The sequence below is a fragment of the Lacibacter sediminis genome, assembly GCF_014168535.1.
Lineage (GTDB): Bacteria > Bacteroidota > Bacteroidia > Chitinophagales > Chitinophagaceae > Lacibacter > Lacibacter sediminis.
This window is the reverse complement of the sequence record NZ_CP060007.1, coordinates 661,893-686,399: the sequence shown is the minus strand read 5'-3', so window position 1 is coordinate 686,399 and position 24,507 is coordinate 661,893. Positions and strand designations below refer to the sequence as shown.

Annotated in this window: 22 protein-coding genes; 12 read left to right on the top strand and 10 right to left on the bottom strand. The window is 40.2% G+C overall.

The genetic code is table 11. From position 1 onward, the window contains the following. Nucleotides 1-99 precede the first annotated feature (99 nt). Nucleotides 100-924 carry a hypothetical protein gene (locus H4075_RS03110; RefSeq protein ID WP_182804060.1) on the bottom strand — a complete coding sequence of 275 codons (825 nt, stop codon included), beginning with the start codon at nucleotides 922-924 and terminating at the stop codon, nucleotides 100-102. A gap of 204 nt (nucleotides 925-1,128) precedes the next feature. Here H4075_RS03110 and H4075_RS03105 point away from each other — a divergent pair, with 204 nt between their 5' ends. Continuing rightward, nucleotides 1,129-1,584: a nuclear transport factor 2 family protein gene (locus H4075_RS03105; RefSeq protein WP_182804059.1), complete on the top strand. Its 456-nt coding sequence runs from the start codon at nucleotides 1,129-1,131 to the stop codon at nucleotides 1,582-1,584. A 9-nt stretch (nucleotides 1,585-1,593) separates the two neighbouring features. On the opposite strand, the gene H4075_RS03100 is transcribed toward H4075_RS03105, so the two are convergent. Together H4075_RS03100 and H4075_RS03095 are read right to left on the bottom strand one after the other, a co-directional pair. Continuing rightward, entirely contained in the window at nucleotides 1,594-3,054 is a 1,461-nt protein-coding gene (locus H4075_RS03100) for an SLC13 family permease (RefSeq protein WP_182804057.1), read from the bottom strand. Between the two features lie 45 nt (nucleotides 3,055-3,099). Beyond that, entirely contained in the window at nucleotides 3,100-3,726 is a 627-nt protein-coding gene (locus H4075_RS03095) for a DNA-3-methyladenine glycosylase (RefSeq protein WP_182804055.1), read from the bottom strand. Nucleotides 3,727-3,791: 65 nt separating this feature from the next. On the opposite strand from H4075_RS03095, the gene H4075_RS03090 reads away from it, so the two are divergent. Further along, nucleotides 3,792-4,553: an EI24 domain-containing protein gene (locus tag H4075_RS03090; protein WP_182804053.1), complete on the top strand. Its 762-nt coding sequence runs from the start codon at nucleotides 3,792-3,794 to the stop codon at nucleotides 4,551-4,553. A 39-nt stretch (nucleotides 4,554-4,592) separates the two neighbouring features. Next, on the top strand, nucleotides 4,593-5,288 hold the full coding sequence (locus H4075_RS03085; RefSeq protein WP_182804051.1) for an SAM-dependent methyltransferase: 696 nt from the start codon (nucleotides 4,593-4,595) through the stop codon (nucleotides 5,286-5,288). Nucleotides 5,289-5,382: 94 nt separating this feature from the next. On the opposite strand, the gene H4075_RS03080 is transcribed toward H4075_RS03085, so the two are convergent. Both H4075_RS03080 and H4075_RS03075 read right to left on the bottom strand, forming a co-directional pair. After that, nucleotides 5,383-7,020 (bottom strand): ArnT family glycosyltransferase, encoded by a 1,638-nt coding sequence (locus H4075_RS03080; protein WP_182804049.1) that lies wholly within the window; start codon nucleotides 7,018-7,020, stop codon nucleotides 5,383-5,385. A gap of 98 nt (nucleotides 7,021-7,118) precedes the next feature. Beyond that, nucleotides 7,119-7,985, bottom strand: a complete 867-nt coding sequence (locus H4075_RS03075; protein WP_182804047.1) for a sigma-70 family RNA polymerase sigma factor — start codon at nucleotides 7,983-7,985, stop codon at nucleotides 7,119-7,121. A gap of 312 nt (nucleotides 7,986-8,297) precedes the next feature. Here H4075_RS03075 and H4075_RS03070 point away from each other — a divergent pair, with 312 nt between their 5' ends. Continuing rightward, nucleotides 8,298-8,678 (top strand): START-like domain-containing protein, encoded by a 381-nt coding sequence (locus tag H4075_RS03070; protein ID WP_182804045.1) that lies wholly within the window; start codon nucleotides 8,298-8,300, stop codon nucleotides 8,676-8,678. Here the strand turns inward: H4075_RS03070 and H4075_RS03065 are convergent. Then, complete coding sequence (locus H4075_RS03065) at nucleotides 8,675-9,271, bottom strand: hypothetical protein (protein WP_182804044.1); 597 nt, start codon at nucleotides 9,269-9,271, stop codon at nucleotides 8,675-8,677. The genes H4075_RS03070 and H4075_RS03065 overlap by 4 nt on opposite strands. A 14-nt stretch (nucleotides 9,272-9,285) precedes the next feature. Between H4075_RS03065 and H4075_RS03060 the strand changes: the two genes are divergently transcribed. The 4 genes from H4075_RS03060 (at nucleotide 9,286) to H4075_RS03045 (ending at nucleotide 14,239) form a co-directional block, all read left to right on the top strand. After that, nucleotides 9,286-10,713, top strand: a complete 1,428-nt coding sequence (locus H4075_RS03060) for an LptF/LptG family permease (RefSeq protein ID WP_182804042.1) — start codon at nucleotides 9,286-9,288, stop codon at nucleotides 10,711-10,713. Nucleotides 10,714-10,761: 48 nt separating this feature from the next. Further along, a complete protein-coding gene (locus H4075_RS03055) occupies nucleotides 10,762-11,511 on the top strand; it encodes a superoxide dismutase (RefSeq protein WP_182804040.1) in 750 nt (249 codons plus the stop codon). A gap of 105 nt (nucleotides 11,512-11,616) precedes the next feature. Beyond that, entirely contained in the window at nucleotides 11,617-12,570 is a 954-nt protein-coding gene (locus tag H4075_RS03050) for an endonuclease/exonuclease/phosphatase family protein (RefSeq protein WP_182804038.1), read from the top strand. Nucleotides 12,571-12,874: 304 nt separating this feature from the next. Next, entirely contained in the window at nucleotides 12,875-14,239 is a 1,365-nt protein-coding gene (locus H4075_RS03045) for a dipeptidase (protein WP_182804037.1), read from the top strand. Nucleotides 14,240-14,314: 75 nt separating this feature from the next. Here H4075_RS03045 and H4075_RS03040 read toward each other — a convergent pair whose 3' ends face one another. After that, nucleotides 14,315-15,613, bottom strand: a complete 1,299-nt coding sequence (locus H4075_RS03040) for a metal-dependent hydrolase family protein (protein ID WP_182804035.1) — start codon at nucleotides 15,611-15,613, stop codon at nucleotides 14,315-14,317. A 93-nt stretch (nucleotides 15,614-15,706) separates the two neighbouring features. Beyond that, entirely contained in the window at nucleotides 15,707-17,878 is a 2,172-nt protein-coding gene (locus tag H4075_RS03035; protein ID WP_182804033.1) for a S9 family peptidase, read from the bottom strand. A 57-nt stretch (nucleotides 17,879-17,935) separates the two neighbouring features. Here H4075_RS03035 and H4075_RS03030 point away from each other — a divergent pair, with 57 nt between their 5' ends. The 4 genes from H4075_RS03030 to trmD all read left to right on the top strand — a co-directional run bounded on the left by H4075_RS03030 (nucleotide 17,936) and on the right by trmD (nucleotide 19,759). Continuing rightward, nucleotides 17,936-18,322 (top strand): RNA-binding S4 domain-containing protein, encoded by a 387-nt coding sequence (locus H4075_RS03030; RefSeq protein WP_182804031.1) that lies wholly within the window; start codon nucleotides 17,936-17,938, stop codon nucleotides 18,320-18,322. Nucleotides 18,323-18,397: 75 nt separating this feature from the next. After that, nucleotides 18,398-18,838 carry a hypothetical protein gene (locus tag H4075_RS03025; RefSeq protein ID WP_182804029.1) on the top strand — a complete coding sequence of 147 codons (441 nt, stop codon included), beginning with the start codon at nucleotides 18,398-18,400 and terminating at the stop codon, nucleotides 18,836-18,838. Beyond that, nucleotides 18,828-19,028: a helix-turn-helix transcriptional regulator gene (locus H4075_RS03020; RefSeq protein ID WP_182804027.1), complete on the top strand. Its 201-nt coding sequence runs from the start codon at nucleotides 18,828-18,830 to the stop codon at nucleotides 19,026-19,028. Before H4075_RS03025 ends, H4075_RS03020 begins: the two co-directional genes overlap by 11 nt. A 53-nt stretch (nucleotides 19,029-19,081) precedes the next feature. Continuing rightward, nucleotides 19,082-19,759 (top strand): tRNA (guanosine(37)-N1)-methyltransferase TrmD, encoded by a 678-nt coding sequence (gene trmD, locus H4075_RS03015; RefSeq protein ID WP_182804025.1) that lies wholly within the window; start codon nucleotides 19,082-19,084, stop codon nucleotides 19,757-19,759. Nucleotides 19,760-19,762: 3 nt separating this feature from the next. Here trmD and H4075_RS03010 read toward each other — a convergent pair whose 3' ends face one another. Both H4075_RS03010 and H4075_RS03005 read right to left on the bottom strand, forming a co-directional pair. After that, nucleotides 19,763-21,214 (bottom strand): hypothetical protein, encoded by a 1,452-nt coding sequence (locus H4075_RS03010; protein ID WP_182804023.1) that lies wholly within the window; start codon nucleotides 21,212-21,214, stop codon nucleotides 19,763-19,765. Nucleotides 21,215-21,300: 86 nt separating this feature from the next. Then, complete coding sequence (locus H4075_RS03005) at nucleotides 21,301-24,417, bottom strand: WD40/YVTN/BNR-like repeat-containing protein (protein ID WP_182804021.1); 3,117 nt, start codon at nucleotides 24,415-24,417, stop codon at nucleotides 21,301-21,303. Nucleotides 24,418-24,507: the final 90 nt, after the last annotated feature.

Sequence of the window (24,507 nt, the reverse complement as noted above, 5' to 3'; positions counted from 1 at the left end):
CTCGCCCTTGTTGTGTTTTTTCCAACAAGGAACTTTATTTTGATTGGTCAGGCTACGCAACCCTGGATTTTTTTTTGATAACCCGACGATTTTATAGTGTTATTTATTACTTGTAGATTCAAGATAAGTAATGAATTTTTGGTACTCATCTTCCGAAACGATAACCGAATTCACGGCTTGTCCTGAAAATACTTTTGCTGTTTTATCAAAATATTCAACTTTAATTGTGTTGATTTGGGACTTACCAACAACGTTTGACATAAATACGTTCTCAAAATTATATGAGACTCTATCATTTATTTCTATTGGGCCAACTAATGTTAAGGTCTTTTTTGCTATAAAATCACCTACTGTATTAATGATTGAAACCGTTAGGTAGATATATTTTATTTTCTTTTTAGACGGGTTTAGAATTTTGAATTCAAAGCTTTGCGATTTTATAGTTACCAGTTTCTCTTCTGACCAGTCCCACGTGACAACTAAGCCTTGTTGTATAGCTTTATTCACAACTTTTGTACTTTTTAATAATTCAAGCTTAGCCTCTGCAGCCTCAATTTCTTTGCTTATTTCAAAATATCGAATAGCTTTTGTTTCTCTCATCTTCTCATGTTCAAGAGTCCAAGATTTTAGTATATCTATTGTTTGTAAATCTAAATTGAGATCTTTTAATGCACATTCATATAGCTTTCCATTTGAAGCTACTTTCACATTGCGTTTACTTAGCGAATCCGTTTTAATGCTATAAATGACAATGCTCTTCCCGTTACAGCAGTATTCGTAGTCGTATTGATCTTCAGCGTTTAGATTATAAAGCCGAATAGTTTTTCCCGGAGTAGTTATTATGATTGATGTGTCAGCTTTAGTTTGCGAGTAGGAGTTTGATATTGTAAGAAGAGTTATTACGATAGCTATGATATTTTTCATATAGTTATACTTTATTATAAAAATAGGGAATCTGGTGTAGAAATAAATCTCAGCAAACTGTACTTGCTGTCTTGACAAACCTATCACATAGGCAGGTTCTTCCCTGCGGCCATGCCGGCAAATAATAAAACCACATCATTATCACATCTTTCATAATCGTTCAGTTTTATTTTTGCCTGCCTTATCATCATTCAAACAAAAAATATGTACAAACCTTTTCATCTATTGCTCCTGTTGTTTGTAAGTATCAGCCTATCAGCAACCGCACAAACCAAAGAAGATACAGCCGCCATTACACGTGCAGCGCTGGATTATATTGAATCGCAACATAAACCCAATGCTTCACAAATGGAACATGCACTGCACCCACGTTTGGTGAAACGAACCTTCTGGAACGACAAAGCAACCGGCAAAGATTTTCTTTACGAATACTTTGCAGAGAACATGATCATTCTTGCAGAACGTTACAATGTCAAAGGCGATAAATTTCCAACTAATCCAAAAAAGGAAGTGAAGCTGTTGGATATAAGCGACCGCACCGCTTCCATCAAGCTCATTGCCGATGAGTGGATCGATTACATGCATCTCACCAAATTAAACGGCACCTGGAAAATTGTAAATGTGCTGTGGCAATACAATGATCAAAAAAAACATCAATAACCAGGCAACTTACCTCACCACCGTCATCACTAGCGGTAACACATACCAGCAAAACAACGTAATCAGAATGATGCTGATGACGTTCATCACGAACCCGGCTTTGATCATGTCTTTTAATTTGATATGACCACTGCTGAACACAATGGCATTGGGCGGTGTACCCATGGGCATCATGGAAGCAGCACTTGCAGCAAGCGTCATGGGTATGCCGAGTAAGAGCGGATCAAGTTGTAACGCATCGGCCAATGAACCGAGTACAGGTGCTAATACAATTACCTGCGCCACGTTGCTCATTACTTCACTTAAGAAAATACAGATCACTACAATTACAAATACCAGCACCAGTCCATGCATATTACTGAAGCCGGCGAGCCACTTACCCACCTGCGCCATTACACCCACCTGTTCCAATGAATTGGCGAGTGCTATACCTCCGCCAAACAATAACAAAATACCCCAGGCCATTTTTGAGGTATCGTTCCACGTTAGTAGCATCGATATTTTATCATCACTTTTTTTACCCGCAGGTGTAGCAAATAAAAACAATGCACCGATGAGTGCGATCATGCTGTCATTCAATTTGAACCAACCGATCTGGTTCAACAGGTCTTTGGTGATCCACAACAATGCAGTGCCAACGAAAATAACCAGCACTCTTTTTTCAGCAGTTGACATCTTACCCAATGCTTTTATTTCATCATTGATGTATTGATTGGCTTCAACACTGTTGCTGATACGGCTGGGAAACATCCATTTTACCAATACAAAATATAAAGCCGCCAGCAAAAGAATAGCGATGGGTGTGCATACCATCATCCAGTCAATAAACTGGATATCGTAATTGTATTTCTTTTCAATAAATGCAACAAAGGCAACATTGGGTGGCGTACCAATAATGGTTGAAATACCGCCGATATTACTGGCATATGCAATTACCAGCATCAGCACTAATGAAAAATTAGCAAGACTGGTGCCTTGCTGTTCATGTTCTTTCATTACTGCAATTACACTTAATGCAATCGGGAACATCATCATCGTTGTAGCCGTATTGCTGAGCCACATACTTAAAAATGCGGTGGCAATAATAAACCCAAGAATGATGCGGTTGCCGCTCGTTCCTGTACGTTGTACAATGCGCAGAGCTATTCGTTTATGCAGATTCCATTTTTCAATGGCAAGCCCAATCATAAATCCACCCATGAATAAAAAGATCACAGGATTGCTGTAGGCTTTCGTTGTTTCTTCCATGCTGCTGATATTCAGCAAAGGCAGCAACACTAATGGAATAAGTGCAACGGCCGGCATCGGCAATGCTTCACTGATCCACCACGTGATCATCAGCACAGCGACGGCTACAGCTTTATTAGCTGTAGCATCTAACCCAAAGGGATTAAAGAGATAAGCAGCAAGCGATAAAATAATGCCGGATAAAAGAGATATCCGGTATTGATTTTTTTTGACGAACTCCATTAGATAAATATAGTTTTTTAGTTCTGAGTTCAGAAGTTCTGATCGTTAGAATAATGAGATAGCTGTTTTGTTCAAGGCATGCTTACTTACCTGTGGATGATTTTTAATGAAAAAACGATAAAGCCATTGAGCATGATCGCCGGCATAATCAACACCAATACGTGGAGAGGTGAGAATGTTGAAGGAAGTTGCTGCATTGTCGGCAGCTAACCATATTTCTTTGCTTTGCAATGGTAATCCAGTATGTTTTGTTGAGATGCCTAATGCTTTGCTTACATTGCCGGGGCCACGACCAATACTACTGTCTGCTTTTTCTTTATTAAAACGCCGCAGCATTACATTAATCCCTTCAACCGGCTCAATACCACGTATGAGCACCGCATCTGGCTTATCTTTTACATTACACACCACATTGAATAAATGATGAATACCATAACAGAGATACACATACGAAACACCTGCCGGGCCAAACATCACTTCCGTTCTGGCTGTGCGTCGGTTGTTGTAAGCATGCGATGCTTTATCAATAATTCCGGCATAAGCTTCTGTTTCAACAATGCGCCCAACAGTAGTTTGCTGATCAAATTTGGTGATAATATATTTCCCTAACAGATCCTTTGCGATCTGCACCACATCATCACGCTCATAAAAATCTGTGCGTAGCTTTTGCATTTTGTTGTATTTTGCCACATTGCCTGTAAAGCACACCGGAATTTATTCAATTAAAAACAGATCGTTTGCTAAAGGAACTTGTTATATCGGTACAGGCTTACTTCAGGGCGCATCAATTTATTGTGCGTCACAAGTTATGGAAATGGATACTCATTCCGGGCTTCATTTATATGCTGCTCTTTATGGGTGGCATGTGGTTATTCTGGACTTCAAGCAGCGATTTTCTTGATTGGTTGTTCAACGTAGTCGGCATCAAAAGCTGGCTCGACTCTATGAATAACAGCTTCCTCAACTTCCTGTTTATTACCGCAAGTATTATGGTGCGGCTGATCCTGCTGTTCTTTTATTTTTCGTTGTTCAAATTCCTGTTTCTCGTTGTTGGTTCGCCGGTGTTTGCCTACCTGAGCGAAAAAACGGAAAACATTATTGAAGGAAATGATTATCCGTTCAGCATGCAACAATTGCTGAGTGATATCTGGCGGGCCATCCGGTTGGCATTACGCAATACATTGTGGCAAACGGTGTACATCATCAGCATTCTGCTGCTTTCATTAATACCTGTTGTGGGTTGGATCAGTCCACTGATTGCATTCTTAGTTGAATGTTATTACTATGGATTCTCCATGCTCGATTACAGTACGGAACGTCATAAACTTTCTCCATCGCAGAGTATTGCTTTTATCAGCAACCGGAAAGGATTAGCCATTGGTAATGGCATGGTGTTCTTTTTAATGCATCTTGTTCCGTTTATAGGTTGGGTATTAGCCCCTGCGTATGCGGTGATTGCTGCTACGTTGAGTTTATATCACCCCGATGATAATCCGTAAGGCTTACATTTGCTGTTTACTGATTAAATCTCTGTTCAATTGTCTGTTGTTTATTTAATACCTGCGCCTTTAGAAGACGAAAGTCTGCAAGCTATTCCTGCTTATGTGTTGGATGCAGTAAAGCAATGCAATGTATTTTTTGTAGAGAACGAACGTACAGCAAGACGTTACCTGAAAAAACTGGATAAGGCTATTGTGATCGATGATTACGAATGGTTCATCATTCATAAAGCTGAAGCGCAGGTAAAGAACCAATTCATGCAAAAGCTGAAGGCTGGTAAAAACATTGGTATTATCAGTGAAGCAGGTTGTCCAGGTATCGCAGATCCGGGACAAGTGTTGATCGAAGCAGCGCACCAGGTTGGAGCAACAGTAAAACCATTGGTGGGACCAAGCTCTATTTTACTGGCATTGATGGCAAGTGGTATGAATGGACAACAGTTTTCATTTGTTGGTTATTTGCCGATAGAAGAACCGCAGCGTAAACGAAAGTTGAATCAGCTGGAAGAGTTGTCTGCAAAATTTCAAAGCACCCAGGTATTTATTGAAACGCCTTACCGCAATAATCAATTACTGGAAACAATTTTAAAAAGCTGTAAACCGCAAACACGCATTTGTATTGCAGCAAATCTTACTGCGGCAAATGAATTCATTCAAACTAAAACAGTGGCTGAATGGAAAAAGCAAATACCGGAGCTGCATAAAATTCCGGTGATCTTTTGTTTGATGGGGTGAGGAAGGGAGAAGGTTGATGGTTTAGGGTTTAAGATTTCTAAGTTCGATCAACCTGTCATTTCTGGAAGAGCCTTCAACCCTAAGCCTTATTCCTTTAACCTTTTCGTTTATAAAACACAAATCCATTCTTTCGTCCAACGACATCTAACTTATCGGCATGCTTGCTCATCACTTCTTTTTCAAAAGTATTCTTGCTGATGAAGTATGTTGGCTTATCTACATTGCCGGTCAATAACCAGTTCTCATCTTTTGCTTCTTTGCGCAGATTTGGTTTAATACGTGTATAGAAATATTGAGCATAGCTTTTATACCCAAGTGTTTTGATATAAACATCTTTCCCCTGCAATGATTCGTAAAATTCAATGGCTGCATGTTGAGAATACTTTTCAATGCGTGGTGTAAACAACGTTAGCAATACCTGCATGGCACCGATACAGGCGATGAGAAGAAGAAAGATCGCTTTTTGAACTTTCTTTTGTTGCAACCAAATTGTGCTTACAATTACAGCGGCCAAGAATAGCACACCCGGAATCATTAAGAAATAATTCCAATCCACATCAGCTTCCACATTACCCATTGCAAAAGCATCTTTGCTGAGCAATGGTTTGATCCAGTCGATATTATTTCCGATCAATGGCAACGCAATAAAGAGAATACTCCAGATGATGCCAAGGAACAGCAATCCGAATTTTTGCCAGCCTTTCAATTGTGCGGTACGATTGACGATACCGTACACAGTTGAAGCAGCTAAATAACCAATCGGCAAATAAGTAAACGAAGAATAGTGAACGATCTTAGTTTTTACAATCGTGAACAGCACCAATATCACAATCAATGATGCAATCATAAACATCCGGAAATATTGATGATGCTTATTTTCATGCAGTTGATTTTTATAACGGAAGATCAAAAGTGAAGCAGGAAAACAACCAATCAATACCACCACAAAATGATACAACAGAAATCCACCATGCCCCGCATCTTTTGTTTTGAACAAACGAATCTGATATGTGATGAACTCATTTACAAACCACCAGCCATGCTGTGCAATCTCTAAACCAAACCAGATCATTGTGACCAGCAAAACGATCAATCCCCAAATAAGATAGTATTTGATCGATACCCAACCTTTCCAGCGGTTGAATAAAATAAACAAGCCGTAACTCAGTAACACCACCAATGCTGCAACAGGACCTTTGGTTAAAATAGCAATTCCGGTAAACAGTCCCGATAAAACCAGGTGTTGCATAAATTTCTGTCGCTCTTCCTTTGCAGAAAGAAAACGACTGAGAAAATAAATGCCTAGAAAAATAAAAAGATTAAACCACGGATCGATGATGCCGCTCTTGAAATACAGATGCGGCAAAAATGTGCCTGCATAGATTAATACCCACCAGAAAGCAAACCGTTCGTTATGTAACCTTTTACCAATTCCAAAAAGAATGAGAAGTGTAGCAATACCGCAAATAGCATTGGGCAGTCGGGCTGCAAATTCATTCACACCAAACACTTTCATTGCTGCCACCTGCATCCAGAAAAATAAAGGTGGCTTTTCCCAGAATGGTTCATAATTGATCTGCACCTGCATGTAGTTGCCGGTCTCGATCATTTCCCTTGCACTCTCGGCAAAGTTGATCTCGTCCCAATCAAATAACGGAACACGACCAAGCGAATGGAAAAATAATAAAGCAGCAACCACTGCAATGAGTAAATAAGATGCAAAACGATTCATGATGGTTACGAAGATAAATGAAACTGAACGTTCAAATTATAATGGACAAAAAAACGGGAGCTTTTAGCTCCCGTTCAAAATGCGTAAAGTTTATTTCATTAGCCTAAATATCCTTTTAAGAGTTTACAACGGCTGTTGGTCTTTAATTTACTGATGGCCTTGTCTTTGATCTGGCGTACACGTTCACGTGTAAGATTGAAACGCTCACCAATATCTTCAAGACTCAATGGATGATCAACACCAATGCCGAAGAAATAACGGATCACATCCTGCTGACGTTCGGTCAAAGTTTTAAGCGAACGTGTAATTTCTGTGCGGAGTGATTCGTTGTGATCAAGTTCGCCATCTGTTGCAACTGCATTTGGATTTTCCATCACATCCATCAAGGTATTTTCTTCCCCATCACTCAATGGAGAATCCATACTTACATGGCGTGATGAAATACTTAATGTAGACGATACTTCTTCAATTTCCAGTTCCAGCATTTCTGCCAGTTCTTCTGCAGAAGGTTCACGCTCATACTCCTGCTCCAGTTGTGAGAAGGCTTTGTTGATACGATTGGTTAATCCCACTTTGTTCAATGGCAATCGAACAATTCTTGATTGCTCGGCCAATGCCTGCAGGATACTTTGCCTGATCCACCAAACGGCATAGGAAATAAATTTGAACCCACGGGTTTCATCAAAACGTTGTGCCGCTTTGATCAATCCTAAATTTCCTTCATTGATAAGATCGGGAAGAGAGAGACCCTGATTCTGGTATTGCTTAGCTACAGATACCACAAAACGAAGATTGGCTTTTGTTAAACGGTCGAGTGCCCGTTGGTCACCTTGTTTGATCCGTTCAGCAAGTTTTACTTCTTCTTCAGGGGTGATTAATTCTACCTTACCGATCTCCTGCAGATACTTTTCAAGACTCTGCGATTCACGGTTGGTGATAGATTTTGTGATTTTGAGTTGGCGCATGCTCATAAGCTTTGGTTTTTAGGTTAAACTGATGTTGTTTCATAGCTCCGGACCATAAAATCGGGTAACGTAATTAAATCACAAATAAAAACCATTACATTACCTGAGTATTAGGTCTTAAAACTTCATCCTAATTTAACCTTATTTAACAAATCAGCCAAAAAAAAGCCCCGTCTGGCTTGCTTTTCAGCTAAATTTGTCATTTTTGTTTAACTATTGTGAAATAATAATTAAACAATAATAAAGAAGTAAAAATTTTGAATACTGCATTATTTTTTTATTATTGCATCAAATCGCTCTGCGAAAGAACAAATGAGTAAGAAAGTTTTATACACGCTGGAATTTCCAGTACGGTGCTCGCCAGGTATTTTATTCGAATTTTTAGCAACGCCGTCAGGTCTCCAGGAATGGTTTGCTGATAGAGTTGATGAACGGGATGGTATCTTTTCGTTTAACTGGAATGGTTCAGATGAAAAAGCTGAATTGTTGGAAAGTGAGTTAGATAAATTTGTACGTTACCGCTGGACACATTCTCCGAAAGAAGAATACTTTGAATTCAGAATTGAACGCACTGAAATTTCCAATCAAACAATATTGATTGTAAAAGATTTTGCTGATAAAAAAGAAATCAAAGATCAAAGTCGTTTGTGGGAATACCAGGTGAAAGATCTTTTTCACCGGATCGGCAGTTAATGTTCTTGTAATAAATCTAGCAAGCGTTGAAATGAATTGGTAAGTTTCGTTTCAGCATTATCCCATTCTTCAAGCTTACATTGAACTGCAAGTTTCAGTATTTTTTTATCACTGATGCTTTGCTGATGTTCTGTTGTGCGTATCATATTATCGCTCCGAAAGTGATGCATCCATTCTTCATCAGCAGTATTTATCCATAATTCTTCATCAGCAGTTGTAGTAATATTTTGCTGAATAACTGAAGCATACTCCTTAAGATAGTTTCCTTTTAACTGTAAGGTGATGCTGAAAAAATTTCCCCACCAGAAAAATGTTCGTATCGCTAATGTATCTTCTTTTCCAAAGCAACGGGGATAATCGAGCATCACATAAGGCAGGCCTTCATAATTTTCGCCTTTTGCAATTTTAGGTGAACTCAGCAACGCTTCAGCAGGTAATTTTTGCAGCAACGGCTCCACTTTATACAGTTCACTAAGGTTACCAAACAGCAGGTACACTTTTTCAATTATCCTGTTCTTTGTTAAAATCCAATTTGCATCCGTTACCAGTTGCCGCTCAAAAGCTGAAAGACTTACCTTTGATGATTCCTGCATAAAAAAGAAGATCTGTGTTTAAAAAGTTAGACAAACTTATTATAAAAGCATTTATCGGGCCGTTCCTGGCTACCTTCTTTATTGCTGTATTTATTCTTGTAGTTCAATTCTTCTGGTTATACATTGATGATTTTGTTGGAAAAGGGATCGATACGTTCACACTCATCCAGTTTATTGGTTATGTAAGTACAACGCTGGTGCCGCTTGCTTTACCACTGGGAATCCTGCTATCATCGATCATGACTTTTGGTAATCTTGGTGAATCATTTGAATTAGTTGCTATTAAAAGTGCAGGCATACCGCTTATTCGGTTTATGCGTCCGGTACTGATCGTTTCAATGTTACTTGGCGTTGTTGCTTTTGCATTTGCCAACTACGTAATACCGGTTGCTGAATTAAAAATGCGTACACTGTTGTATGATATACGTGTAGCAAAGCCAGCTTTCGATATTAAAGAGGGTGTGTTCTATAAAAAACTGGATGGTTACACCATTAAGGTTGGACGAAAAGAAAATGATTCCATCATTCACAATGTTGTTATTTACGAACACAACTATTCACTTCAGGATAATATCATTCTTGCAGAAAAAGGAACAATGACCATTTCAGGTGACCAACGTTTCTTATCATTCAACTTACAAAACGGATGGCGCTACCAGGAAAAAGGAAGTGCAGGCACTACTGAAACAGAATACTATCGTTTAGGTTTTAAAGAATATAAAAAAGTGTTTGACCTCAGCTCTTTTAAACTTACTAAAACAGCAGACTCAACATTTAAGACCTATTACAAAATGCTTAGTCTTCAACAACTGACAACGGTTGCTGATTCACTTGAAGGAGTAATTGCAAAGCTTGGCCAGAAATCGAGAAGAGATATCAGACCAATGTTTCCATTACAATCGGTGCCTGATAGTGTTTGGAAAAACAACAAAGCGGTTGCTAAAAAAGTAAAGAACTTCAGAGAGCTGATCCCCGATTCATTAAAACGGAACGTTTACTCTAATGCAGTAACAAAAATCTCAGGTGCCAAAAGTTCCATCGATTTTTTATCGTATGAGTTTGTTGATCAGCAAAAACAACTTCGTCTGCACAGGATCGAACAACATCGAAAGTTTACATTATCGTTTGCCTGTGTAGTGTTGTTCCTGATTGGTGCACCTCTCGGTTCTATCATCCGCAAAGGCGGCTTGGGTTTACCACTTGTGATATCTGTATTTTTCTTTATCGTGTTTCACATTGTGAATACCACGGGTGAAAAAATGGTAAGAGAAGACACGATGAAACCGGGTGCAGGCATGTGGATGTCGACTGTTGTGCTCATCCCCATTGGTATTTTTCTTACCTGGAAAGCGATGAAGGATTCAAATCTCTTCAATGCAGAGTTTTATTACAGAACGATGCGTCGTATTGGACTAAGTCGCTGGCTAAAACGAAAAGAATAATCGGTACAGCTGATTTGGTTGTAACTTAACTCTTCAAAATTTACCATTATGTCAAAACATATTTCACGCCGCAGTTTTATTGATCAGTCAGCTAAAACAACTGTAGCCGTTGCAGCCGCCAGTGTTGCAGGAGTTGATCTGTTGGCCGGATGTAAATCAGCAAAAGTGTTAGGTGGCAGTTCTGCATTAGTAGGATTTGAACAAACGCCACTACCCTATGCGTATAAAGATCTTGAGCCCGTGATCGATGCTATGACAATGGAAATTCATTACAGCAAACATGCTGCAGCTTATGCAACCAATCTGCGTGATGCTGCTAAAGCAGAAAACATCGATCAATCAAAACCGGTTGAGAATATCTTCAGCAACATATCTGCTTACTCAGCGAAAGTGCGCAATAACGGTGGAGGTCATTACAATCATGAATTATTCTGGCGTTGCATGAAACCAAATGGTGGCGGACAACCAACCGGAAAACTTCTTTCTTCCATTCAACAATCATTCAACAGCTTCGAAGCATTTCAAACACAGTTTACCGATGCAGGTAAAAACCGTTTCGGCAGCGGCTGGGCATGGTTGTATGCGGATGGTAACAAGCAATTGAAAATCGGCTCAACGCCAAACCAGGATAATCCACTCATGAATGTAAGTGATATTAAAGGAACACCATTACTCGGTTTGGATGTGTGGGAACATGCTTACTACCTGAAATATCAAAACAAGCGTCCTGATTATATTGCTGCCTGGTGGAAAGTTGTAAACTGGGATTTTGTACAGCAACGTTTTGAAGCATTGTAAACATCTGCTGTGCATTAATTTTCTATCAACTTTTTTTTGTTCCCGCTTTGCGGTATTGCAACTGGTATTTTGAAACATTATCTTGATGTACAAAATACCTTTACCATGTCTGCAATTACCATCGCCACCTTCAACTGCGAAAATCTTTTTCGTCGTTACCGCTTCAATAAAAAACTTACAAAAGAACAAATTGAAAAACGCATTACCGACGGTTTCATTATCGATAAAACTGTTCTTACAACCGTAAATGAAACAGAACGGAAACTTACTGCCGATGCCATTAAAGCAACCAAAGCTGATATTGTTTGTCTGCAGGAAGTAGAGAATCTCGATACGTTAAAAAACTTTGTTTCAGAATATCTTTCCTCATCAAGTTACAAATACAGGATACTGATCGATGCAAATGATCCGAGGCTCATTGATGTGGCCATCATCAGCAAAATTCCATTCGATTGCATTAAAACACATCAATACATTAAAAGCGGAAGTACAGCGGTATTCTCCAGGGACTGTCTGGAGGTTGAATTTATGATCGCCGGAAAGCTTCTCACCATTTTTGTGAATCATTTCAAATCAATGTTTGATAAGGGCAATCTAACACCCGCTCAAAAACGAGCAAAGACCGCTCCACGCAGAGAATTGCAATCGCAAACTGTTTTAGACATCATCAAGAAGAAATACAAGAATAATCCCGAAAAAGAAAACTGGATCGTTGTGGGTGATCTTAACGATTATCCGGATGACAAAACAAGTTTGAAAAAATTACTCAATAGTAAGTGGATGGAGAATGTGGTGCAAACAAGAATAACTGACCCTGCTGAACAATGGACGCATTACTGGGACACAACTTCTATCCCAATTGATGAACGCTACAAACAGATCGATTATATTTTTCTATCAAAAAAATTAGCAACAGCAAACCCAACAGCGGTGCCTGAAATTGTTCGCAAAGGTCTTATCACCAAAGCAACAAAATATACCGGTCCACGCTTTACCGACGTAACCGATAAGCAAGGCGCTAGCGATCATTGCCCGGTTGCTGTAACAATAAAATTATAACGGGAGTTGGCTAAATAGTCACGGCCCCTGCAGAAAACATCTTCACAATAGCAAGCGGGAAGTAGCATCTGCAGAGGCCGTTATGGATGCAATATTAACGACGGAACAAATACAATGTTGCAGAATTTATAAACATTTTTTTGTCTTCACATTTCTTTAACCCCGAAGGTAAAAGGTTGCCAACTTTCGGCAAGCCCTTACCCTTCATACAGAGAGTTGGTCAAAAGTTGGCAACCTTAGTGGTAACTCCTACATTCGTACTCCATTTTAAGAGTCAGAATTTCAAATCTCAAATAACTACTATATGCAGGCTTGGAAAGATTACCAGGAACAGAACAAAGACCGTTTCCTCAACGAATTGCTCGAATTATTACGCATCCCTTCCATCAGCGCTAAAAGTGAAAACAAGGCCGACATGGTTGCCTGTGCAGAAGCGGTGAAACAACGCTTACTTGAAGCAGGTGCCGATACGGTTACGATTTATCCTACTGCCGGTCACCCGATCGTGTATGGTGAAAAAATGATCGACCCGGCAAAACCAACTGTGCTGGTGTACGGTCATTACGATGTGCAGCCAGTTGATCCGCTCAACCTCTGGCACAGCGATCCATTTGATCCAACGATCAAAGACGGTAAAATTTTTGCACGTGGCGCCTGCGATGATAAAGGCCAGTTTTACATGCATGTAAAGGCATTGGAAACAATGGTGAAAACAAATTCACTCGCAACGAATATTAAATTCTGTATTGAAGGTGAAGAAGAAGTGGGTAGCCCCAACCTCGGCACCTTTGTAAAAGAGAATAAAGAATTGTTGAAGGCCGATGTGGTGCTCATCAGCGATACTGCCATGATCAGCATGGAAAACCCAAGCATTGATATTGGTGTGCGTGGATTGAGTTATATTGAAGTGGAAGTAACAGGCCCTAACCGTGATTTGCACAGTGGTGTGTATGGTGGTGCTGTTGCAAATCCTATCACCATGTTGGCAAAGATGATCGCAAGTTGTCATGATGAAAATAATCATATCACCATTCCTGGTTTTTATGATGATGTGGTTGAAGCAACTGCCGAGGAACGCAAACTGATGGCTGCTGCTCCTTACGATGAAAAAGAATACAGCACTGATCTTGGTGTTGACAAACTCTGGGGTGAAAAAGGATTTACCACCAATGAACGCACTGGTATTCGTCCAACATTGGAGTTGAATGGCATCTGGGGTGGTTATACCGGCGAAGGTGCAAAAACTGTGTTGCCTTCAAAAGCATTCGCTAAAATTTCTGCACGATTAGTACCGAATCAATCAAGCGAAAAGATCACAGAAAAATTATTGAACTACTTTAAAAGTATTGCACCTGCCGGTGTTAGCATCAAAGCATTTGAACATCATGGTGGCGAACCCTACATGACACCGGTTGACAGCAAAGCGTACAAAGCAGCAGCAGCAGCTATTAAAGACACATTTGGTAAAGATGCCATTCCGGTACGTGGTGGCGGCAGTATTCCTATTTGTGCGCTGTTTGAAAAAGAACTGGGCATTAAGATCGTGTTCATGGGTTTTGGTTTAGACAGTGATAACCTGCACAGCCCAAATGAGAAGTACGACATTTTTAATTTCTATAAAGGCATTGAAACCATTCCGTATTTCCATAAGCATTTTGCGGAAGCGTAGTTTTTTTGCTCACAGATAACATAGAAGGCGCAGATATTTTCTGCGCCTTTATAATTTATCGTTGTAATAAAATCCTCACAACACCTGCACTCCATCCCTCTTATAAACTTTCCCTTCCTTCATCACAAACACTACTTTCCCCATCACTTTAATATCACTTAACGGATCGCCATCAACAGCAATGATATCTGCGATCTTTCCTTTTTCAATACTGCCGAGTTTATCCCACATGTTCAACATTGTTGCTGCATTTTTGGTGGCGGTTTGTATGGCTTCCATCGGCGGCATACCAACTTCCGTCATGTACACAAACTCCATCCAGTTCTTGCCGTGTGCAAACACACCTGCATCTGTTCCAAAGGCGATCTTCACACCTGCTTTATATGCTCGTGCAAATGTGCTTTGTATTTGCGGACCAACAGCCAATGCCTTCGGTGTAACAATATCAGTATAATAGCCAGGTATCTTTGCACTATCAGCAGTTGATTTACCTGCAGTGATCGTTGGCACCATCCAGGTACCGTATTCTTTTGCCAATGCAATGCCTTCATCATCCATGTAACTGCCATGTTCAATACTTGTCACGCCACCTTTAATTGCTCGCTTGATTCCTTCTGCACCATGGGCATGCGCTGCTACTGTAAAACCATAATCTTTTGCAGCAGTTACAATGGCTCTTACTTCTTCCACTGTAAACTGCGGACTTGATCCATCTTTTGCCTGACTCAACACACCACCTGTTGCCGTGATCTTAATGCAATCACTTCCATCTTTGTAACGTTGACGAACGGCATGATATGCTTCTTCAGGTCCGTTGATCACACCTTCTGCAGGTCCGGGATCACCCATCAGCGCTTTGCTGTAACCGTTAGTAGGATCGGCATGACCGCCTGTTGTGGCAATTGATTTGCCGGCAGAGAAAATACGTGGACCAACAACAACTCCCCTGTTAATCGAATTACGTAACGAAAGATTTACACCGCTTCCACCCAAATCACGAACCGTTGTAAAACCGGCCATCAAAGTAGTGCGTGCATACAGCGTACTTTGAAAAGCAATATCGGGCGGGTTCAATGTGAAGCGGTCTGCAACAGCTCCTTTTTTTGTTTCACTTTCCATGTGCACATGCATATCCATTAAGCCGGGCATCACAGTTTTATTTTTTAAGTCGATCACTTTGTCTGTTGCTGTAGCAACAGTAAAACCATTTACCACCTCAGCAATGGTCGGTCCTTGTACAATAATGGTGACATTACTTACTACTTTCCCATCTTTTGTGTCAATGAGTTTGCCGCAATGGATAAGTGTACGTTGTGCAGTTGCCTGTAATGTTGTGATCAATAACAGGAAAAAGAAAAAATATTTTGTTCTCATGCAATTTAGTTGAGGGGTTAAGATAAGATTTTTATGCTTGCCCATTACCGATAGAAATTAAAAAGGATCGCATTGCGACCCTTTTTATAAAATTTATTTTGCGCCCGGAGGACATTTTTCTTTTAAATACGCTGTATACAGTTTTGATAAATGCTGGAAGGTTCCCTGCCCCTCACTGATACTGTGTGTACGATTTGGATAAGGCATAAACTGGAACAGCTTGCCATGTTTGATCAACTCATTCACTAACACTTCTGCGTTGCTGTAATGCACATTGTCGTCGCCTGTACCATGGATGTATAATAAATTTCCTTTCAGATTCTTTGCATAAGTGATCGGCGATCCTTTAATAAAATCATCTTTGTTCTCCTGTGGCAAACCCATGTAACGTTCCTGGTAAATATTATCGTAAAACAATTGATTACCTACTGCAGCAATGGAAATGCCTGTTTGAAACAGATCAGGATATTGGAACATGAGATGCAATGTAGTTGAACCACCACCACTCCAACCCCAAACAGCCACACGGCTTGCATCAAGGTAAGGACGATCGGCCAACAATTTTTTCATCCCCATTGCCTGGTCACGAATATTGATACGACCGATTTGTTTGTAAATACTTTTTCTCCATTCAGCACCTTTTAATGTTGGTGTACCCCTGCTGTTGAATGATACATAGAAATAACCTTGTGCATTCATATCGCCACCAAACAGAAAATTACCGCCTGCATAAAAATCATCTTCCACTGTAGTTGCAGCAGGCTCGCTGTACACGTACAATAAAACCGGGTATTTTTTTGAAGGATCATAATTCTTTGGTTTGCTCATCCAGCCATCCATCGTTACACCATCTTCGGTAGTAATGGTAAAGAATTCGAGATTATCTTTCTTCACCGGCTTCATGGTCTTCAACAGTTCTTCACCTGCAACAGGTTTATGTGTAGCAAGATTGAGAAACTGTGTAGCTGGCGAAACAAAACGACTCGTAAAACTATGCACAGCAAAACTTCCGGTGGGTGAGCACTCGTAACTGTTCGTTCCATCATAACCTGCAGGTGTTACACGAACAGCTTTGCTCTTACCATCCATTTTTACTTTGTAGAGATAACGTTGAATGGGGTTATCAGGCGATGCAATAAAATAAAGTTCATTTTTTGTTTCATCAACAGCGCTGATGGTAGCAATATCATAGTTGCCAATTGTAAGCAAGGTTTCTTTTCCTTCACGTGTTACTTTATAAATATGCCGCCATCCATCTTTTTCACTTACCCATAAAAACGATTTTCCTTTTTCCATAAACTCCCATCCACGAGGGTCGTCATCATTCCAGCGACTTTTAATATCGATCCATGCTTTATCAGTTTCTGCGTAAAACTGTTTTGCTTCGCCGGTAGTTGTATTGCAGAAGTATAATTTGCTTTCGTTTTGTTTACGGTTGAGTTGCTGCACAATTAATTCATTGGCTCCGCTCCATTCCAAACGGGGCAGATAATTGTTTGCAGGATCGCCGGGAATATTCATCCATTTTGTTTCACCGGTTTTAACTGTAACCACACCAATCTTTACAGGCGATGGTTGCTCTCCTACTTTTGGGTATTCAACAGGAATTACCTGCGAATAATTTCCATCAGTCGTATTGAGCATATAATAATCTTTGATCTGGTTTGCATCTACCTGCCAGTAAGCAATGCTCTTGCTGTCGCTGCTCCAGCGGAAACCATCTCTGCAACCAAACTCTTCTTCATACACCCAATCGAATGTGCCATTGATGAGCTTTTTTGTATTGTTGGTTGAAGTCAATGCTTTCGATTTACCTGAAGCCAGTTCTTCAACATAAATATTGTTTTCAGAAACATAAGCCGCTAATTCTCCATCGGGTGAAACTTTAGCGTAGAGTAAACTTTGTGCAGGACGATCTTTCCCGATCTGTTGCAAACGTTTTGTAGGAATATGATAGTACCAGTAATCGCCTTTTGTATTGTAACGCCACACTCGTGCCGTATTGACAAAGATCAACACGAGTTGATCATTATTGCTTACTTCAAAATCGGCAATGCTGATGGTTTTACCGTTTACTTTTAATGCATCCGCCGGAACAAGTACCGTTTGTGCACCTGTTTTCAGGTTCATTTTTGTGATGCTGTTGCTCTCCTTTTCGTACATGGAACTACCGTCAGCCGTCCATTTAATTTTATCGGCTTTAAACTGGGCAAAGGATAAAAATCCAAGAACTAAAAAACAAAAACCAAGAAAAAATTTCTTCATAGTGATGAGTTGAGTGTTCGAATATAATCAAAACACAAATTGTAACTTGCAACTGTTATGGAAGTGAAAGAAAAACTCCGCATCGATAAATATCTCTGGGCAATCCGCCTCTTCAAAACCCGAAGCCAGGCCGGAGCTGCCTGCGATGGCGGGAAGGTAAAATACAATGGTGATTCATGCAAAGCATCTAAGACGGTGAGCATTGGCGATGAATATGAAGTGAAGACCGAAGCCAAGCGTTGGCGGATTAAAGTAACTGAACTATTACACAACCGTGTGCAATACAGCGAAGCCATCAAACATTACATCGATATTACACCAGCCGATGAATTAAATCGAATAAAATCTGTTGCTTCTTCCTTTCATACCGGTAAACGTTTAAGTAAAGTGGGACGGCCAACCAAACGTGACAGGCGTGATTTGGGTGAGTTTTTAGAGGATTAACAAATATTTTCTGGAATAACTTTGAAATATGTAAAGCGTACTTTACATTTGATATGTCAAGTAAACTTTACACTTATGAAGTCACGTTTTCTGTTTTCTTATCAATTTAAAAGAGCCGGCGTGTTCATGGCGCCCTTGGGGTTTATTATTTGGGTATTGTTACAGCGTAAGGTTATATCAGTGGATCTGCCTTCACTAAAAACGGGGTTGCTGATTATTAGCTTTTGTAGTTTTTTGATAGGAATGGCATTTCTTGTTTTATCAAAAGAGAAAACAGAAGATGAATACACCCGAAAAGTACGCCTGGAATCGTACCAATTTTCTGCATTGATTCAATTCTTTCTACTTTTGGGATTAACTATATTGGTGCTTTTTTTCGAGAACAGTTTAGGTAGGCTTGTATTTGAGCAGATGTCTATTTTCATTATTCTCTTTTTTTGGCTGACTTACTTTATACGTTTTAACTTTGTGCTATATTCTTCAAAGTCATTTAACGGAAAAGACAATGAAGAATAAGGTAAAGGAACAGCGATTGATTCAGGAAATCAGTCAAACAGAATTTGCAGAGCAATTATCAGTTTCCCGGCAAACCATCCATGCTATTGAAACCGGCAAGTATATCCCAACTACCACACTTGCGTTGAAAATTGCTAAACTTCTCAATAAAAAAGTTGAAGAGGTCTTTATACTGGAGAAGGGAGATTAATAAGCCAGACTTTCGTACCTCGTACTTCTTTCTTCATACTTATCTTTGCGCTCATGCACATTCACATTATTTCCATTGTTCCTGAATTGCTGGATAGTCCATTGAATCATTCGATCATGAAACGGGCGAAGGAAAAAGGATTGTTGACTGTTACTGTTCATCACCTGCGCAAATGGGCGGTAAATGAATACGGACAGGTAGATGATTACCAGTACGGTGGCGGCGCAGGCATGGTGATGATGTGCGAACCTTTAGAGAAAGCCATTCTTGAATTGCAGCAGGAAAAAAAATTCGATGAAATTATTTATCTCACACCCGACGGTGTAACGTTGAAACAACAAACTGCCAATCGTCTTTCACTCAAAGAAAATTTGTTACTCATCTGCGGTCATTACAAAGGCATTGATGAACGCATTCGCCAGCATTATGTAACCATGGAAATTTCCATTGGTGATTACGTATTGAGTGGTGGTGAATTAGCTGCTGCAGTTTTGGTTGATGCCATCGGTCGCATCATTCCCGGTGTGCTGAATGATGAAACATCTGCACTCACTGATTCGTTCCAGGATCATTTACTGGCGCCGCCTGTGTACACAAGGCCGGCTGATTACAATGGCTGGAAGATCCCTGATATTTTGTTAAGTGGTGACTTAAAGAAAATTGAAGAGTGGCGACATGAGCAGGCAGTGCAACGTACAAAAGAGAGACGACCTGATTTATTGGATGAATAATAATTACTCTGCACCAACAAATTCAAACAACACCGTTTTTCTAGTATTTCCCCAGTAGTCTTTTTCTTCGTAAGAAATCACTTCTTTAAAACGTCCATCTTTTCGAACCGCTTCCAATGGAGCATTCCCTTCAACTACAGCAAACCAATCATCCCATATAAACAGTTCTCCTTTCTTAAATTGGTTACGTGTAAATGCATCGTTAATATGAATATGACGATTAGGATCAAACCAATCCTGTTTTAACTGAATGCTTACCCATGGCAACACATGATACATTGTGTGCTGGCTGTGGTTTGGATAATACTGTTTGATGTATTTCACCAGTTGCAACTGCGCCTTTTGATCTGCTTTCAATTCAAAATCACGTTTCCATTTGTAGGCATACACGTTTGATGTGAATGGAAAGATAAGTACAGCAACAAGCAAAAGGTATTGCACATACAAGCCTGCTCTAAATTGCTGAATGGGAGCGGTAAAATATTGTATACCACGCAGTGCAATAATGGCCATTAATGGAGTAATTCCTGCAATAGGTCTTATTAACCCCATTGAATTAAAAATGCCCAAAGCCCAAAAAATTATATGACCCGCAAATACGGATATGAATATTCCATACATTAACCATAATTCCTGTTGCTCTGTTTCATTGATCTTTTTCCTGAAAGCACGTAGCAGGAGAATGAAGCCATAAGAAACTCCCGCCCATAACAGATATTTCACCACCACACCTGTTATTTCTGGCATTACGTTAAAAAAGTGTCCCCATCGTCCGCTGCCGTAGGCACTGCTGAGCGTGGCGTAAGAAAGTTTATTGAACACCCACATGAGGTCGTGATGAACAATGTACCCGGCAAAACTATAAAAAACATGTCCCGCCAGCAAGATTGGAATGAGGTCGTATTTCTCAATCACAAGTAAATAAAGAAAGATCACAGCGCAAACCAACAAACCTTCTGAGCGAATAAATGGAAGAAAAGAAAAAAGTATGAGCGATGCATACACTCTTTTTTTCTGTAACAAAAATATTGACAGCAAAGTCGCACAGGCAAACATTGGTTCAGTTAAACCGGAAAAAGAAACAGTTACAGTTAATGGCATAGCTGCATAGATGAGCGAAGCCATCCATGGTTTAGCAATGCTTGCCTGTGATGCTATCCGGTAAACGAGATAAAAATTAATACAGGTGAAAATAATATTGAGGAGTTGCACAGCTGTAAATCCTAATTGAGCAACCGGGGCCATGATGAGTACATACACAGGTTTAGCCCATTGATTAAAGAAATGTGACGGATACCGAAAGGCATATTTTGCATAGAGATAATGCATCAGGCTATCACCTTCGTCGGTTGTGGTAGAAGATGTAAACAAAAGAATAAGCATGATGCAGAAGAATGCCAATGTCAGCAGTCTTACTGCCTTCTCCTGAGTAATTGAGCGGATCTGGTTGATCATAATCGAAAATAGAAAGAAGCTGTTATTCCTGCAAATGAAAAGCGGCGGCCGATGGCCGCCGCAACAATAATTCTATGAACACTCTTTTACTTAACACCTATTACCGGCAAACTCTTCTCTCTTATCAGCTGATTAAACTTCGTTACATCTTCACTCATAATTTTCTTCAGTTTGTTCAATTGCTCATCAGCTTGTTTGCTCAATTCAGCAAATACTTCTTTTGATTGTTTGCTTGGAGCGTTTACACCGCTGTTGGCAACATCAAACACGCCGCTCAGTTTATCGTTTATACGGATTGGATAGTTCAACGGATCTTGTCCACTCTTCGATTTTGTTTGATACAATGTTTCTTCAATAGCTGTTAACTCTTTTGTGATGGATGTTGCCATGTCTTTAATTTCTTTGGGCACATCTTTTCCTTGTCGGCCGATAAAATCATTGATCTGCGTACGCAATGCACGGATATCTTTAATGCCTTTCTGAACATCGTTGAACTTTTGTTGTACACTCAACAGAAAGTTGAATTGTTCTTCATACGCTTCCTGTGTCATCCGGTAATTCGGATCGGCTTTGATCGTAAACGGAACAACTGTTGAATCAGTTCCAACTTTTACCATTGCAAAATAATTACCCGGTGCAGCTGTAATAGTACCCGGTGCTCCATTCCACAAGATCATGCCTTCACTTGGTTCAGCAGGAGGATATTGCAGATCCCATGCAAAACTGTTCAATCCTTTTTTGATATCAAGTTTGTCCTTCCCATCGGTGCTGAATGTTTTGATGGTCTTTTTGTTTTTATCCATAATCGTAATGGATGCTTTGGCTGAATCTGTTACAGCTTTTGCATAGTAAGTAATTACCAATGGACCTGCAGGATTCTCTCCAACGTTTTGAGCAGTGCCACCAAAGCGGCGACCAAATCTGTTCATCGGCATTCTCCATCCTGCGTTAACATCAAACACATGCAGATTTTTATTGGCAACATCTGCTTTCACTTGTTGCAAAACTGTCAAATCATCAATCACATAAAAACCTCTTCCCTGTGTGGCAACAACCAGATCATTTTCTTTAATGGTCATATCTGTAACCGGCACAACAGGCATGTTCAGTTGAAATGGTTTCCAGTTGGCACCATCATCGAACGAAATATACATACCGAACTCTGTACCGGCGTATAACAAGCCCTGACGTTTATGATCGGCACGCATGGCCCTGGTGAAATGCATTTTGTTGATGCCGTTGGTAATGAGCTTCCATGTTTTACCATAGTCTTCTGTTTTGTAGATGTATGGTGTGTAATCATCCAATTTATAACGTGTGCCAACAAAATACGCAGCACCTTTTTTAAACGGATCAACATCTACACAATTCCACATCATAAACTTCGGCGCATCTTTCGGTGTAACGTTCTCCCAATTCTTTCCGCCGTCTTTACTTACGTTGATCAAACCATCATCACTACCAGTCCACAACAGATCTTTCTCTACGAAACTTTCTGTGCCGGTGAAAATGGTGCAGTAATATTCAACACTGGTGTTATCCTGCGTAATAGGACCGCCACTTGATTTTTGTTTTGATTTATCATTCGTTGTTAAGTCTGGCGAAAGTGCTGTCCATGTTTGTCCTTCATCTTCAGTTGCGAACAATACATTACCCGCCGTATATAATTTCTTTGGATTGTGTGGTGAAAAGAAGATGGGGAAGTTCCATTGAAAACGATACTTCAACACATCGGCACCGGCACCCATTGGATTGTCGGGCCACACACTGATGGCTCTGTTCTCACCTGTCTTATGATCAAGACGTGAAAGATAACCACCATAGTTACCTCCGTAAACTATATCAGGATTTGTTGGATCAGCAACCACATAACCACTTTCACTTCCCGCAGTTTCCTGCCAATCCTGTTCTGTAATGCCAGCACCACTTGTTCTGCTCTTAATACGAACCGTTGAGTTATCCTGTTGTGCACCAAGAATGCGATACGGAAAACTGTTATCCGTTGATACACGATAGAATTGTCCGGTTGGTTGATTCATATACGTACTCCAGTTTGTACCGCCATCATAACTCACCTGTGCACCCCCATCATCTGCAACGATCATACGCTTACCATCATTCGGATCGATCCACAGATCATGATGATCACCATGTGGTGTGCGGTACGATTGAAATGTACGGCCACCATCACGACTGTACATGAAGTTTACATTGGGGCAATAAACAAGATCAGGATTTTTCGGATCAACAAATACCTTGCTGTAATACCATGCACGCTGACGAATATTGTTATCGCCACTCATCAGTTGCCATGTTTCACCGGCATCATCACTTCTAAACAATCCACCATTTGCATTTTCTAAAATGGTATAAATGCGTTCAGGATTTGATGGGGCAAATGCCACACCAACAATTCCCCATGTTCCTTTGGGTAATCCTTTCTTTGTTGAAACATTCGTCCATGTTTCACCACCATCAGTTGATTTATACAAACCACTTCCTTCGCCACCGCTTTCTAAACTATGCGGTGTGCGTATTACACGCCACATTCCTGCATATAGTACTAATGGGTTTTCAGGTTCCATCACTAAATCACTTGCACCTGTTTGATTATTGACAAACAATGTGCGTTTCCATGTTTTACCACCGTCGGTTGTTTTGTACACACCACGTTCTTCATTTGGTCCAAACAAATGACCAACTACTGCAGCCCAAACAACATCCGGATTTTTTGGATGAATTAAAATGCGGATGATATGACGTCCATCTTTCAGTCCAATATTTTTCCAGCTACGTCCACCATCATCACTGCGCCACATGCCACCCAATCCTTCACTCACATTACCACGCATGGTGTTTTCACCTTCGCCCACATACACAATGCTTTCATCACTCGGTGCAACAGCAACAGCGCCAATTGTTGAACCAAAATATTTATCGCTGATGTTTTTCCAATTATTACCACCATCGGTTGTTTTCCAAACACCACCTCCGGTAGCCCCCATGTAAAAGGTTGTCTTGTTGCTATAACTGCCGGCTACCGCAGCACTCCGTCCACCACGGTAAGGCCCGATGGAACGATACTTTAATGAACTATAAACAGATTCTTCATTTAATGAGGCGGGAGTTACAGTTTGCTTTTTTTGTGCAAGTGAAAACAGTACGCTGAAAAGCGTACCTGCAAGCAGGATTGATTTTCTCATGTTCAATACAATTAGTTGAACAGGGAAATTACAAAGGTTTTGCTTGCAAAGCTGAAACTTAAGAATTGATGTGATGAACGGCCACTCATC